The sequence below is a fragment of the Sphingomonas sp. FG14 genome, from assembly GCF_057809675.1.
The window spans coordinates 1-14,760 of sequence record NZ_JBMDKK010000005.1 but is presented as its reverse complement, the minus strand read 5'-3'; the positions used below and the strand labels follow the sequence as shown (position 1 = coordinate 14,760).

Below are 14,760 nucleotides of genomic sequence, written 5' to 3'. Positions count from 1 at the left end.
AAGGATGATCTCGATGAAACTGCGTACGCTCCTGACGATCGCATCTTGCCTGGCATCGACGGCTTCGCTCGCGAGCGGTCCGCCCCAGCCCGTCGATCCGGCGACCTATGGCATGGACCCGGCGACCGGCCGCTTCATCCATCCCGAGGCCGCGCCATCGACCACCTATGCCGGCCCCAATCCGGTGAAGGGCAGCCTCGATCATCTGGAACAGAAGGACTATATCAAGAACATGAAGATCCTGGGGCATTGGGACATCATCGTCCGCCCCGGCCATACTTGGCAGCACTTCGTCGACATGAACGGCCGCCGCTACATGTTCCATTATTACCGGCAATATGTGCGCGTCTACGACGTCACCGATCCGACCAATCTGAAGACCGTGCTCGACAAGGAATATAAGGACGGCTCCTGGTTCGGCGCCGCATCGATCGCCTTCAACAAGAAGCTCGGCAAATGGATCATGATCCAGACGTTCGAGGTGCCGCGCTCCAAGGGTGGGCTCGACGATAAGAAGTACAGCGATCCCAGCGTCATCAATCATGTGCTCGAAGCACCCGGCCTGCGCGGCTTCCGCGTCTATGAGCTGAAGAGCCCCACCGAATGGGTGCTGCTGGCAGAACGCAGCATGGACGTGCTCAACCCCTCCGCCGTCGTGCAGCAGGGCGGCGGCGGGTACGACGTGCCCAATTATGACGGCGGCAAATACGCCTATATGCTGGGCGCGCCCGACAACACGTTCACGCATATGGAGTTTTCCAACCAGCTCTATTCGCCGGCGCAGATGATCTACGACATGGAGGATCCGGCGAACCCCAGGCTGGTTTCGACCTGGTGGGTGCCGGGGCAGCGACTGGGGGAGGAGGAAGCCTATCGCAAATGGCCGACAGCAGGCGACCAGACATCCTGGACCGGCGGGCGGCTGCCGATGGAAGTCCCCATATCCCCCGAAAAGGGCGGCAGATACGCCTATACCGCGATGGGCAGCCTGGGCTTCTATGTTCTCGACATCGCCGATCCTGCGCATCCGAAGACGGTGAGCTCCTTGCAGCTCGCCAAGGGCGCGGGCGGCGTCGAGGGCGATCATGTCGACGCCTCGCGCGTCACCCGGCGCGGCATCGTGCTAACGGGCGGCTATCCGATGAACGAGGATTGCTACGAACCGTGGAAGGACGTCAGCATCGTCGACGTCAAGGATCCCGCGCACCCCAAGGTGCTGAGCGTGCTGCCGCGCCCGATGCCGCCCAAGGACGCGCCCTACAAGGATTTCTGCCTGCGGCGCGGCAAGTTCGGCCCCAAGCGGGCGTCACCATCCTACTCGCCGGGCCAGCCCGATCCGAACATCGCCATCTATCCCTATTTCAACGCGGGCGTGCAGGTGTTCGACATCTCCGACGCGACGAAGCCGAAGAATGTCGGTTATTACGTCCCGCCGATGGGCGGCAAGTTCGGCGATCTCAATTCCTATAATTCGCCGGTCGAAAGCATCCATGTCGAATGGGACCGCAAGCTGATCTGGGCGTTCACCACCGCCGGCATCTACCTGTTGTCGTCGGACGCACTGGGCAAACCCGTTCTCACGCCAAAGGGAGGCTGAGCCATGGCGGCGAGCGTCGGATTGCGCACCCGGACAACGGATGAGGTCTTCAGCCGCCTGAAGCTGCGCCATCTCACCCTGCTGGTCGAGGTCGCGGCGCGCGGAAATATCGTCCATGCGGCGTCGTCGCTCAACGTCGCCCAGCCGGCTGCGACGAAGATCATCCGCAACCTGGAGGCGGCGCTGGGCCGGCGCCTGTTCCAGCGGATTTCGCACGGCGTGGTCCCCACCCATTATGGCGAAGTGGTGGTGCGGCGCGCCCGGCGCATCCTGGGCGAGGTCCACCATACCGGCGAGGAGTTGCAGGCGCTCTCACAAGGCATGACCGGACATGTCACCGTCGGCACCCTGCTCGCCGCAGCCCCCAGCCTGTTGCCGCACGGCATCGTCACGCTGAAGCGCGAACGCCCGGAGATCAGTTTCTCGCTGGTCGAGGACAGCAACGAAAAACTGATGGCGATGCTGCGCCTGGGCGATCTCGACTGCGTCGTCGGCTATCTGTCCGGCGCCGCGCCCGACGCCGATCTCGTGCAGGAGATACTCTGCCACGAGCCCGTCGCGATCACCGTCCGGCGCGACCATCCGCTGGCGGGCAAGGCGGTGGTGACGCTCGACGATCTGCAGGCGCAGCAATGGATCATGCCGCCCGCGGAAACCGCGCTGCGCCGCCAGCTCGAACTCTGCTTCCGCAGTGCCGGACGGGCGCTGCCGCGGGAAGCGGTCGAATCGATCTCGATCCTCGCCAATTTCTCGATGCTCAAGGCGACAGACATGGTGGCGGCACTGCCCTGCAACGTCGTCGATACCCAGCCCGACCTGTGCCGGCTGCCGATCGATTTCGTGATCGGTTCCGGCGCGATCGGCGTCACCCGCAGGGCAGCCGCGGACATCACGCCCGCCGCCGACCATTTCCTGCACCTGTTGAAACGCGTGGCGCTGCAGCGCGAGGCGCAGACGCGGCATTGACGAGCCGGCTCTGATCGCATTTCAGAAACGCCGCTGCAGGCTGACCATGAAGGTGCGAGGTTCGCCGGGCGTGGTGCGCGTGAGCGAGGCCGTCGGGAAATAACGCTCGTTGAAGATGTTGCGGATATTGGCCTGCACCGACCAGTCGTCGAACTTGTAGTAGAGCGCGCCATCGACCAGCGTGTAGCTGTCGAGATAGAAAGGCAGCGCGGTCTTCGTCGCCGTGCTTGCCGGGCGATTGCTTTCATGATGCACGCCCAGGCCCGCCCCCAGATTGGCGAGCGGACCGTCCTGAATGGTGTAGCGCGCCCATAGATTGGCGATATGCTTCGGCACGCTCGACAGCCGCGCGCCGACGAGCAGGCGGCTGTCCGCGGTCACCTTGGCATCGAGATAGGTATAGGCGGCGGTCAGCTCGATCCCGGCCAGCGGCCGCCAGACGCCCTCCAGTTCGATGCCGCGCGTGCGCTGCTCGCCGGTCAGCACATAGGTGTTGGGCGGCGCCGTCGGCGAGAGATCGGCGGTGGCGACATTGGCGCGGGTCAGCTGGAACAGCGTCGCCATGCCCGTCAGCTTGCCATCGGCGCGCGACACCTTGATGCCGCCTTCGTAGTTCACGCCCCGTTCGGGCGGCAGCGTCGATCCGTCGGACGACTTGTAGGTTCCCTGCGGCATGAACGACTTGGCATAGTTGACGTAGAGCGACACGCTGTCGCTGAGCGCCAGCGTCGCGCCGGCACGCGGGCTGAACGCGGTGTCACTGACCTCGGGGTTCGGAATGCCGTTGTTGCCGACACGACTCTTCGCCTTGTCCCAGCGACCGCCGAGCGTGATCGTCAGCAGGTCTTCAAACTTGATGTGATCCTGCAGATAGAAGCCGCGCTGCTTGGTCAGCGAGGTCGAGCTCGTCTTCGCCACTGCGGGATTGGGCGCGCTGACGGTGCCATAGACCGGATCGTAGAGATCGAGCCAATAGGGGCCGGGATCGAACAAGTTGGTGTCGTGCGCGGAGCGGCGCCCATAATCGAAGCCGGCCAGCAAATAATGGTCCAGCGGGCCGGTATCGAACTTCAGGCTGATATTGGTATCGACCCGGAAATAGGTGCCGTGCTGGTCGTAGGGGCCGTAATAGAAGCGGCCGACCTTGCGATAGTCGGGCGATATGCTGCTCACGAACAGCCAATTGTCCCAGCTATTGTGGAAATCCTGGTAGCGCAGCGACTGATGGATCGCGATCGCATCGCTGAACTTGTGATCGAACACATAGCCGAGATTCCAATAGTCGTTCTTCTGGACCGCGGGATATTCGGCATCGTTGATCGACAGCTTGATCGAAATCGGGCCGTTGGGATTGGGCAGCGCGGTGCCATAGGCGGTGGTGGGCGACCAGGGATTGATATTGTCGTCGACATAGCGGCCGAGCACAGTCAGCGTGGTGTCCGGCGTCGGCTGCCAGGTCAGGGCGGGTGCGATGAAGATGCGGCGCTGCCCCGAATGATCGACGAAGAAATCCTGATCGCGATAGACCGCGCTCAGCCGGGCGAGCAACTGCCCGTCCTGCGTGAGCGGTGCGTTCGCATCCACGCGCACCTCCAGCATGTCATAGGATCCACCGGTCAGCGCGACATCGAGGAACGCATCGTTTTGCGGGCGCTTGCTGACGAGATTGACGATTCCGGATAGCGGTCCCTGCCCGAACAGGCCGGACGCCGGCCCCTTCACCACCTCGACACGTTCAAGTCCGGTCAGTTCCGAGGTGCCATAGCCGGTATCGTCGAGCAGGCCGTCGAGATAGGTCGCCCCCGAAGAGGCGTTGAAGCCACGGATGTTGAAACCGTCGAAGAAACCATAGGTGTTGTTCCGCGACACGCCGGCGACATTGTAGAGTGCGTCGCCCAGCCGGAGCACGCCCTGGTCCGCCAGCGTCTGTTGCGAGATGACCGAGATCGCCTGCGAATTCTCGAGCGGCGGAATGTCCGCCTTGGCCGCCATCGGCGTTTCGCGGATCGCGACCCCGGTCACGATGATCGGATCATCGACCCTGTCCTTGTCGTCCTCGGCCGCGAACGCCGCCTCGGCAAACATCAATGAAATGACCGCGATGGTCGTCGCCGAAGAGATCGCAATTTTCCGCATGTCAGCCCCTGTTCTGATGACGCGGCGTCGATATTGCGAATCATATTCATTAGCAAGTGAGGAGAAGCAGTTTATCGAAAAGATTGGCCCGGCAAGCCTGGGAAGTGCGGCAGACACTCCCCACGCAAGGGCCGGTCAGCGCGTGAAACTGATCGTGGAAACATGGACGATCGACGCCACATCCTTGCCGGCGATCCGGGCGGCGCCATTTTCCTGATGTGACGCGGCCAATATGTAGCGCCCCGCCCCCAATGCGGGCACGCTGATCCTCCCCTGCGCGTCACTCTTGAGTTCGCGCTGCGCGCGATCGGGCGCGATGACGTTGACCGATGCGTCCGGAACAGGCTTGCCCCGGAAAATCACCGTCAGCGTATCGCCATACGCCTCCACCGGCACGATCTCCAGATCAAGCGCGGCATGCGTCTCGGCGCGGCCGGCGCGCGCATAGAAGATCGCGCCCTGCTTGCCCTGTTTGCCGTCCCAGGGGTCGAACACCGCATCATCGCGCACGCGGACGTCGCCCGGCACCGTGACCGCTGCCTCGATATGATCGGCCTTGCGATCGAGCGCGACGGCCTCCCGCGATCCGCCGGCCAGCACGACAGGCGCGCGGAGACGATGGAATTCGGGATCGCCCGTCGCGGACACGGGCTCGGCGGGTTCGCCCAGATAGATGCGCGCGGGGCCGTTGCCGTCGCGCTCCACCCAGACTTCATGTGCCGCCGCTGGCACGCTCGACAACGCGGCAATCGCCGCCAGCCACAAACCAGTCCTCATCTTCATCTCCTTCTTGCTGACCATTTGGCGGGTCGCGCCGGCTCCGATCGACCGCCGCGCGGCGACGATCCACGCGATCGCGCGCCCTTTCCGATTCGTGTGATCGGCTCTTAGTGAAAAGATATATTGCGAGTCACTATCATTAATGAATAAAGCCAGCCCGAACAGGAGATTTGGAATGCAGACCACCGGCTCGCGCCGCACCGCCGCCGCGCCCCGCAATATCGAACCGCCCGGCTGGCATGTCGCGCTGCGGCTGTTGCTCGCGATTCCGGCTGGCTATGGCTGGACGGCGCTGGCGACCGGTTTTCTAGCGCGCTTCCTGCCGCTGTCCGCGCTGGAGGCGACGACCGCCGCCACACTCGCATCGTTCGGCATCTATGCGGCGCTGATCGTGTGGATCGTCCATGCGCGGCATCTGGGCCGCGCGGCATTGCTGATGGCGCTCTCGGCGGCGGCGATGGCGGGGCCACTCTGGATTTCGATCCTTCTGGAGGGCCGGCTGTGAAGGCGTCGCTGCGTCAATCCATGTCCTGGCTGCACACCTGGTCCGGCCTGCTGTTCGGCTGGCTGCTCTTCACCATGTTCGTGACGGGCACCGCCGCCTATTTCAACGAAGAGATCACGCGCTGGATGCAGCCCGAACTGAAGGGCCGCGCCGCGCCGGCGGAAGCCGTTGAGGGCGCGCGGCGCTATCTCGAACGGACCGCGCCGGACGCGAAAAGCTGGTTCATCTCACCCCCGGGCCGTCGCACCCAGACCACCAATGTGTTCTGGCAGCCCGCCGATGACGGCGGCGAAAAGCGGCGCCGGCGCCGCGACACCAGCGCGCAGTTGGACAGCGAGGGCAACAAGGTGGAGGCGCGCGACACGCGCGGCGGCTTCTTCCTCTACCGCTTCCATTTCGACCTTCACTATATGCCGGTGATCTGGGCGCGCTATCTGGTCGGCCTTGCCGCGATGTTCATGCTCGTCGCCATCGTCTCGGGGGTGATCACGCACAAGAAGATCTTCACCGATTTCTTCATGCTGCGCTTCGGCAAGGGGCAGAGGAGCTGGCTCGACACGCACAATGTGACCGCCGTGCTCGCGCTGCCCTTCCACCTGATGATCACCTATACCGGGCTGGTCACGCTCGCGACGCTCTATATGCCCTGGGGAATCGCGGCGACCTATCAGTCGAGCGACAGTTTCTTCGAGGCTCGCTTTCCGTCGCGCGAGGACGTGGAGCGGCAGGATCGCCCCGCCCCGCTCGCGCCGATCGCCCCGATGATGGCGGCCGCCCGCACCGCCTGGAACGGCGCGCCGGTCGGATCGATCCGTATCGCCAATCCCGGCGATGCGTCGGCGCGCATATCGCTGACGCGCGCCTCGGAAGCCTCGATCGCGTCGCGCGGCGAGACGCTGGAATTCAACGGCGTGACCGGCGCACCGATCACGCCGGTTGCCGCCGGGCTCGGTGGCGCGGCGCTGACCGAAAGCACGATGATCGGCCTTCATGCCGGGCGCTATGCGCATATCGGCCTGCGCTGGCTCTATTTCCTCTCCGGCCTTGGCGGCATCGCGATGGTGGGCACGGGGCTGGTGCTGTGGACGGTCAAGCGGCGCCAGAAACTGCCGGATCCCACCCGGCCGCATCTGGGCTTCCGCATCGTCGAGAAACTGAACGTCGCCACCGTCGCAGGTTTCCCCGCCAGCCTGGCCGGCTATTTCCTCGCCAATCGCCTGCTGCCGCTCCGCATGGAGGGACGCGCCGACTGGGAAGTGCATGCCATGTTCATGCTCTGGACGGCGTTCGCGACATGGGCGATCCTGCGCCCCGCGCGGCGCGGCTGGGTCGAGATACTGGGTGCGGGCGCGCTGCTCTTCGCGAGCGTGCCGATGGTCAATCTGATGACCACCGAACGCGGGATCGTGCATAGCCTGATCCATCGCGACCTGCTGTTCATCGGGTTCGATGCGGCGATGCTGGTCTGCGCCGTGCTGTTCGCGCTGGCCGCGCGCAAGGCGGCCCATAAACGCGCCGAACCGAAGCAACGCGTCCGGCCCACACCCGCGGCGAAGCTGGAGGCCGTGGCATGATCGGCATATTGGCCGCCGCGACGGCATGGCTCGGCTTCGCCTGCCTGTGCCTCGCCATGGACCGCCACCAGCGCGACCTGCTCGGCCGGCGGCTTTCCGATTCCGCATCGCGGGGAATCAGGCTGACCGGCTTCACCGTGATTGCGCTGAGCCTGGCAGCCGCCATCGCCGCGCTCGGCTGGGGCTATGGCACGGTGCTGTGGTTCGGCCTGCTCACGCTGGGCGCCGCGCCGATCGTCGCGACGCTGAGCGCTTGGGCGTCGAGAGCGAAGCGGTGATGGCCGCTTCAGGCGAAGCTTTGCGCTACCACTGCCAGGGTTGATGGCCCCAGCGGATCGGCGGTTTCCAGGCTGGTGGCAATGATCGCCTGGCTGCCGATCCTGATCGCATCGGCAGATCCATCATAGCGGAGCCGGAGTTCAGTTCCGGCAAAGTCCAGCATCACTCCGTTGGCGCCGATCGGGATGGTGATCGTCGTGTCCGACGAGGTCAGCACTACGTTCGATCCCTTGACATGGGCCCTGAAGTCCGAAGCGGGGTCCAGCAGATGGATCGTATCGCCGCCGCGCGCGAACGATGCGTCGAGCACGAAGCTGCCCTTGTCCAGCGCCACCTCGTCGCTGCCGTTGGTGCCGAAGACATTGAGCTTACCGGCAGCGACCAAGGGAGCATCGATATCGGGGAACAGGATAAGCCGACCCGCAACCGCCGGATCGCCGTGATCGGGAAGGGCGGCGCCGTCGGGGGCGGCGGCGATCTGTGCAGGCTGGGTGATCAGCTGCGCGCCGATCCTGGCGCCGCCGGCCCCGGCATCATACACCAAAGTCCGCACGCCATCGGCGAAGACGATCGGCAGCCCCGTAGAACCGATGGGAACGGTGACCGCAAAATTCTCCGCCGCCAGCAGCGCATTGGAGCCCGAGATCGAGACCTGATAATCACCGGCATTGCCCGGCAGGCGCAGCACGTCGCCACCGCGTGCGAACGATGCATCCAGGGCGATGCTGGCCGGTCCGTCGAGGATGGCGATGTCCTCGAAATCATTCGTGCCGAACACTGTCCCATAGCCGCTGACGCCGCCGACAAAGCCGCTCATCGTCACCAGACGGAAATCGAGGTTGGTGCCGGGCAATGGCAGGGGCGTGACTTCGCCATCGGCGAAGACCAGTCGTTCCACATTGGTCAAAAGATCGCTGCCGTCATTGGTGCCGGCACGCAGGTCGGTCACGCGGTAGCTCTTATCTTCGAAAACGATCCGGTAATCCGCAAGGTTACCGCTGAAAATCGCACGATCGATCCCCGCACCGCCGTCGAGCGTGTCGTCGCCGCGACCGCCGGTGATGGTGTTCGCAAGGCCATTGCCGACAAGTGCTGCTGAAGCGGAGCCCAGATATTCGAGAATCTCGACATGCGACGCGAGCTTATAGTGGGTCAGCGCCGTCCTGACGGTATCCAGCCCTTCACCCGCCACTTCGACGACAATGTCGCCTGTATCATCGACCACATAGATATCATCGCCAAGACCACCGCTCATCGTATCGGCGCCGGCCATGCCGTTGAGCAGGTTGCCCCGCGCATTGCCGGTGAGCATATTCGCATGGATATTGCCGGTGCCGTCGAGCGCATTGCCAACCAGGATCAGGTTTTCAAGTAGATCCGACAGCACATACGTAATCTTGCTTTCAACGGTATCGTTGCCGCCTTCATAGTCATAAATACGATCGCCAATCGAATTGATCCGATAGAAATCGTCGCCGAACCCGCCGTTCAATTCGTCCTCACCGAACCCGCCGTCGAGCACATCATTGCCGTCGCCGCCATCAAGCGAATCCTGACCCGATGCGCCGATCAGCGTGTCGTTGCCGCTTTCGCCATAGAGCGAGACCTGGCCACTCAAGGCTTCGAGATGGTCATTGCCGCCGCCTCCGAATGCACGAAGCGACGTCAGATCCTGCGTTGTGCTGCTCAGCGTAATCGTATCGTCGAACGCGCTTCCCTTCATCTTGACGACCTGTTCGATATTCTGAACGACACTGCCGCCGATCGTAAATCCTTCGGCGATTCTGGCGAAGTCGATCGTGATCGCGGTACTGGCCGCGCTCAGGTCGATCTCGAGAATGTCGTAGCCCGCGCCGCCATCGGCATGGTCCCCATAGCCGATCGACAGGTAATCATTCCCGTCGCCACCTTCGAGTATGTCGAGCTCCTGCGCAGGATCACCCGAAAAATCGCCCGAATAAAGCGCATCGTTACCGATATCGCCCTTCAACGTATCCTCGCCGGCACCGCCAGACAGAGCATCGTCCTGCTGGCCGCCGACAAGAAGATCATTCCCTTCGTCACCCAGATAATCGGCGCCGTAAGGATTCTCGCCAACGATCAAGATATCGTCGCCGATACCGCCAAATGCGTGAGCGGCACCTTCGATGGTGTCGTTACCATCGCCGCCGTAACCCTGCGCCAGACCTTTCGCACGGATGAGGTCGTTTCCCGCCTCGCCATAATAATAGCCGCCATAGCCCGAGTAAGGACCCTCAAGCGTATCGTCACCATCGCCGCCGTATAGGTTGCTGGTATAATAACCGGAGATCAGCACATCATTGCCGCCGAAGCCGAACATATCGGGCGATACTTGTCCGCTGATGTTGCCGGCCTGAGCGGTCAGATTATCGGCAAAGTCGGTGCCTTCGATGATCGTTATTGAGTCGAGGTTGCTGATTGTTCCGCCGCCGATCGTCATCGTGCCGCCATCGGCAAGCTGATTGAAATCGGCGGTCACACCGCTGGTCGCACCCCTCAGACTGAGGAGCAGCAGCGCTCCATCCGCCCCGCCATCGACGACATCGCCATAGCCGGCGAAGATAATATCAAACCCTGCGCCGCCTTTCAGCGTATCACGCTCAGTGCCACGGTCGAGTTCTGGCACGATGGGGTCGAAATAATAATAGCTGTGCCTCCATTCGGAATGGCCAATGATCTTGCCCGAAGATATCAGATCCTGATCATCACCGCCCTCGATGCTGTCGGCACCGGCGCCACCGCCCAGCGTATCATATCCGGCCTCGCCGATGATCGTGTCGGCAGCCGCACCCCCTTGATAGGAATTGTTCCCGTCATCACCGACATATGTAGCCATGAAGCGCTCCACGCCTTTCGATTTCTATCTCAATCACCGCTGGTTCGGGCTTAAGCGAAGACCTGCGCCGCCAGCGCCGACGGACCCAGGGGATCGGCGGTTTCGGGAGTGGTGGCGGTGATCGACTGGTCGCCGATCCTCATCGCCGGCTGCGGTGTCATAGCGCAGCGCGAGTGCGGCCCCGTCAAAGTCGAGCATCGTCGCGTTCAGCCCGATCGGGATGGTGATCGTCGTATCCGGCGAGGTCAGCACGAGGTTCGATCCCGTGCAGTAAGCCTTGAAACCCAAAGCTGGATCCAGCAGGTGGATGATGTCGCTGCCTCGAACCACACCCTGAACGTGTCGCGGCCCCCCCCCCGCGCGCCTCGAACTGCGCCGTCACCGATCCAGTCACTCAATCCCTCTCCCAATATACGCCGGTCGAAAGAGTCCCGAAACAACGGGGCACGCTTCACGCCAACACCAAGGCCGGAATCAAAAATTCTCCGGCAACGTTCCCTCTCGCTACCAAAGACTTGAAGCAATCGCGAGACGGAGTTGCATCGCATATGGATGCATCGCGATACCCCATCAGGCCCAGGCGGCGGAGCGCGATTGTTCGGCCCATGCGGCTTATCGGAGTTGCGAGGCCCCTGGCCGCTCATGTTCGCGGGTCCATTCCGGGGCTTCGTGGCGGAGAGGGTGTCCTTAGTTTCGACTCGTCACTACCCGTCACAAGGTGTCACCAGCGGAACTAACCATCTGACTATCCGTCGTTTTGACGCGCCATGAGCGCTCACGGATGGTCATGGAGATACGAAGCTGGCGGGCATTTTTGGTGGGTGGTCGACACGTCGACTAACCAACTAAGGTAACGCCCATGCCGCTGAATTCCCGCACTATCCAATCGCTCATTAAGGCCGAACAACCGGGCATGTGGGCACACACGCATGGCCTTTATCTCGTTATATCGGTTAGCGGGTCAGCCACGTGGGCCCTTCGCTATTCAACGAAGGCCGGCAAACGCCGGGTCATGACGCTTGAGCCATTCACCACGATTGATGCGGCCAAACTTAAAGCCCTTGAACTGGACGCGCTGGAGTATCGCCGAACGATCAGGGCCGGAGGCGACCCACTCGCAGAACGGAAAGCAACCGAGATCGCGGCTGATACGGAGTCCAAACGCGCCGGCGAGACATTCGAGAACGTCGCTCGCGACTACATCGCTCACCACAAAGGAGAATGGAAGAACCCGAAGCATAAGCAGCAGTGGGAAAATACGCTTTGCACGTACGTATTCCCAATGATTGGAAATAAGGAGTCGCATCTGATTACGAGCGACGATGTGTTGCGAGTCCTACACCAACCGCACGAGAAAAAAGGTACCAAGGGGACGCTTTGGCGGAACGCCCGCGAAACGGCGTCACGCGTCCGCAGCCGCATCGAAATCGTTATCGGTGCGGCCAAAGCCAAGGGCATATCCAATCCCGACACGCGCGAGTTCTGGCGTGACCATCACAATCCGGCGCAATGGAAGGACAACCTCGCGCACTGGCTTAACGGGAAGCAATCGAAAGGGCACTTTAAGGCAATGGACTGGAACGAGGCCCCGAGTTTCGTCACCGATTTGCTGACCAAACCAGATTATTCCGCAAAGGCATTGGCGTTCACGATATTGTGCGCGACGCGGACCAATGAGACGCTGAACGCGACTTGGTCGGAGTTCGATATCGAGCGTGCCGTTTGGACAATCCCCGCTACTCGGATGAAGGCCAATAAAGAGCATCGCGTCCCGCTCTCGACCACCGCTGTTCAGCTTATAGACGGGATTCTCCGCGTCGAAGGCAATCCATACGTGTTCCCGGGCGCAAAATCGGGGCGCCCCCTTTCGAACATGGCGATGTTGGAGATGCTACGCGGAATGAGGAATGACGGGATTACCGTCCACGGTTTCAGATCGGCATTCCGTGACTGGATCACCGAAACGACCTTGCATCCTGATGCTGTTGCCGAACAGGCTCTTGCCCACGCTATCGAAAGCAAGACCGAACGGGCTTATCGACGTGGGGATGCGTTCGCGCGTCGCAAGGATTTGATGCAACAGTGGAGTGACTACCTGTCATTAGATAGTGCAACATACCGTGCGAAATGGGCCAAATACCTTGCTTCCTGACAATGCACATACTCAATGAGTAAACGTATCGGCGATATTCGGACGATAACTGAATTGGCGCTAACTGGAAAATGATATAATGTGAATTCTCGTACCGTTAGGAATCGATAGGGCAATGAAATGGCTGATGACTTCGGTGAATCGCGCAGTGACATATTGATGTTTTTGAATGCGTTACGGCAATCGGCTGACCGTCCCTTTCGTTCAAGGTCAGCCAATACCGAGTTAGAGCGTGATCGCTTCACTGAAACGATGCTGATGATCGAAGAAGCCAAAATCCGTTTCAATTCCTATACTAGATTTCAATCCTCGCCCAATTACGAGCAATGGATTGTCATACGAGATCACCTATTGCAGTTTCTGTATAAGTTTTCGGATAATAAATATCTTGATCGAGAATTTTATGACCGCCGATTTTTGATATCACCTACGTTTTCTCGTGGATCTTCCGAAAACAGCGCATTGCTATCAATATTTTACGCCGACCCTGTCGATCGAAGTCCGTACCTGACAATCGGCGAAGCATTATTAAGTTCAAATCGTACTTAAGTTACGTTGGCGTAGAACGAAGCCTCCCGCCGAAATCATTAACTGCGAAAGATTTAACAAAGCTCGTTCCGCCCCAGCAAGTTGCCCCAGCACAATTTAGTATTGTTAACAATGTAATTGTAGTTCTGCGAGACACGCCAGAAATTTATGAAACTGATCGCACAAATATTGAATCTGCATTGCAACATATAACTGGAGCTGGCGATCAGTTACTACAAAATCTTGAGAACTCAAATTGCGATCGGAGACTGATAGATATCGTAAAAGACCTTCAAACTCAACTCGTTTGTAACGAAAATATCGTAAAGATTGGCCTAACAAATATGGGCTGCGCAATTATGGCCGCGCAGTTTCAAAGCGAACTCCCTGATGCTGTCGTTGCTCGATTTAATTCTTACAATTCCAGTGTATCTCTATATGTTGCACAGTTCCCACAATGGGAAAAATTTATGCAAAAAGCCCAATCGGTGGAACTGGACAATAACGACATTGAAGAAATAGACAATGCAGCAATAGCAATTATTGAAGAGCTAGAAACAAATCCCAGTCTGTCTCATCCAGATGTTCCAAAGACTATAAAGTATGTTAGAGAATTTTTGGCTTACCCAGGTCGATCGGCAAAAAAAGCCGCGCTAGCCATGCTACGGACGATCGAAAACCTTGTTGCAGTTATAATTCGACACACCATGTCATTTTTAGACAAGACCGCCGATAAAACTGTAGAGGGTGCTTCATCTGCCGCTTCGACAGTAATTGTCGCTGGCCTTTTAGGAATTGCTCTAGCTGGGGCAATTGCGGTTGGCAGCGCAGCCACGAGAGCAGGAGCGCCTTGGGTGAAGCAAGCTGCCGAAATTGTCATAAAGCAAATCGAGAAAGCCGGGGACTAGTCGAGGAAGTTTAGCGCTCAAGCCGGTTCGATTGCATTCATGGTTCCCTCTTGACCGTTCATGATGCAATGTGCATTCTTAGTCCGCCACTTCCTCGTTCGTGCGGGAACGCTTGGCGGCTGGAGCCGTGAAAGTGAAGTGGAGCTAGGGTCGGATGACCTTGCCGGGTGAGAGTCGCGGCGCTTGCAGGTGGATGCCTGCACTCCCTAACGATTTTTTTGAGGCATCCCATGTCAGACCCCATCATGATTCTAACTGTCGAACAGGTGTGCGAACGGGTGAAACTTAGTGAGCCCACACTGCGGCGGTATGCAAAAAATGGTGTCGATTTTCCCGTTAAGATCAAGGTAGGGCGACGCCGTGTCGGATACCTAAAGGCTGATGTTGATGCCTATCTCGCGCGACGGCGAGACGAGGCTGTTAGCTAGGTGTTTGATCCCACGGTTTGATGGTGCGATCCTTTCATTGGAATGGAAGG

At 60.2% G+C, this 14,760-nt stretch carries 12 protein-coding genes; 9 read left to right on the top strand and 3 right to left on the bottom strand.

Translation table 11 applies throughout. From position 1 onward, the window contains the following. The first annotated feature begins 13 nt into the window (after positions 1-13). Together ACODTA_RS16895 and ACODTA_RS16890 are read left to right on the top strand one after the other, a co-directional pair. Positions 14-1,597, top strand: a complete 1,584-nt coding sequence (locus ACODTA_RS16895; RefSeq protein ID WP_489067139.1) for an LVIVD repeat-containing protein — start codon at positions 14-16, stop codon at positions 1,595-1,597. A 3-nt stretch (positions 1,598-1,600) separates the two neighbouring features. Beyond that, positions 1,601-2,563, top strand: coding sequence for a LysR substrate-binding domain-containing protein (locus ACODTA_RS16890; protein ID WP_489067138.1), 963 nt, complete (start codon positions 1,601-1,603; stop codon positions 2,561-2,563). A gap of 21 nt (positions 2,564-2,584) precedes the next feature. Here the strand turns inward: ACODTA_RS16890 and ACODTA_RS16885 are convergent, their stop codons facing one another. Further along, on the bottom strand, positions 2,585-4,699 hold the full coding sequence (locus ACODTA_RS16885; RefSeq protein ID WP_489067137.1) for a TonB-dependent siderophore receptor: 2,115 nt from the start codon (positions 4,697-4,699) through the stop codon (positions 2,585-2,587). A 135-nt stretch (positions 4,700-4,834) separates the two neighbouring features. After that, on the bottom strand, positions 4,835-5,476 hold the full coding sequence (locus tag ACODTA_RS16880) for a DUF4198 domain-containing protein (protein ID WP_489067136.1): 642 nt from the start codon (positions 5,474-5,476) through the stop codon (positions 4,835-4,837). A gap of 178 nt (positions 5,477-5,654) precedes the next feature. Here ACODTA_RS16880 and ACODTA_RS16875 point away from each other — a divergent pair, with 178 nt between their 5' ends. From ACODTA_RS16875 to ACODTA_RS16865, 3 genes are read left to right on the top strand one after another with little or no spacing between them, the layout of a single operon-like run. Then, positions 5,655-5,984 (top strand): hypothetical protein, encoded by a 330-nt coding sequence (locus ACODTA_RS16875; protein ID WP_489067135.1) that lies wholly within the window; start codon positions 5,655-5,657, stop codon positions 5,982-5,984. Positions 5,985-6,004: 20 nt separating this feature from the next. Next, positions 6,005-7,558: a PepSY-associated TM helix domain-containing protein gene (locus ACODTA_RS16870; RefSeq protein WP_489067134.1), complete on the top strand. Its 1,554-nt coding sequence runs from the start codon at positions 6,005-6,007 to the stop codon at positions 7,556-7,558. After that, positions 7,555-7,836, top strand: a complete 282-nt coding sequence (locus tag ACODTA_RS16865; RefSeq protein ID WP_489067133.1) for a DUF3325 domain-containing protein — start codon at positions 7,555-7,557, stop codon at positions 7,834-7,836. The genes ACODTA_RS16870 and ACODTA_RS16865 overlap by 4 nt, the downstream gene beginning before the upstream one ends. 8 nt (positions 7,837-7,844) lie before the next feature. Here ACODTA_RS16865 and ACODTA_RS16860 read toward each other — a convergent pair whose 3' ends face one another. Continuing rightward, positions 7,845-10,694: a hypothetical protein gene (locus ACODTA_RS16860; protein WP_489067132.1), complete on the bottom strand. Its 2,850-nt coding sequence runs from the start codon at positions 10,692-10,694 to the stop codon at positions 7,845-7,847. 859 nt (positions 10,695-11,553) lie between these two features. Here ACODTA_RS16860 and ACODTA_RS16855 point away from each other — a divergent pair. The 4 genes from ACODTA_RS16855 to ACODTA_RS16840 all read left to right on the top strand — a co-directional run bounded on the left by ACODTA_RS16855 (position 11,554) and on the right by ACODTA_RS16840 (position 14,710). Beyond that, a complete protein-coding gene (locus tag ACODTA_RS16855) occupies positions 11,554-12,846 on the top strand; it encodes a tyrosine-type recombinase/integrase (RefSeq protein ID WP_489067131.1) in 1,293 nt (430 codons plus the stop codon). A gap of 120 nt (positions 12,847-12,966) precedes the next feature. Then, the gene (locus ACODTA_RS16850; RefSeq protein ID WP_489067130.1) at positions 12,967-13,395 is read left to right on the top strand and encodes a hypothetical protein; all 429 of its coding nucleotides are present in this window, start codon (positions 12,967-12,969) and stop codon (positions 13,393-13,395) included. Positions 13,396-13,574: 179 nt separating this feature from the next. Further along, entirely contained in the window at positions 13,575-14,282 is a 708-nt protein-coding gene (locus ACODTA_RS16845; protein WP_489067129.1) for a hypothetical protein, read from the top strand. A gap of 230 nt (positions 14,283-14,512) precedes the next feature. After that, on the top strand, positions 14,513-14,710 hold the full coding sequence (locus tag ACODTA_RS16840; RefSeq protein WP_489067128.1) for a helix-turn-helix transcriptional regulator: 198 nt from the start codon (positions 14,513-14,515) through the stop codon (positions 14,708-14,710). Positions 14,711-14,760 lie beyond the last annotated feature (50 nt).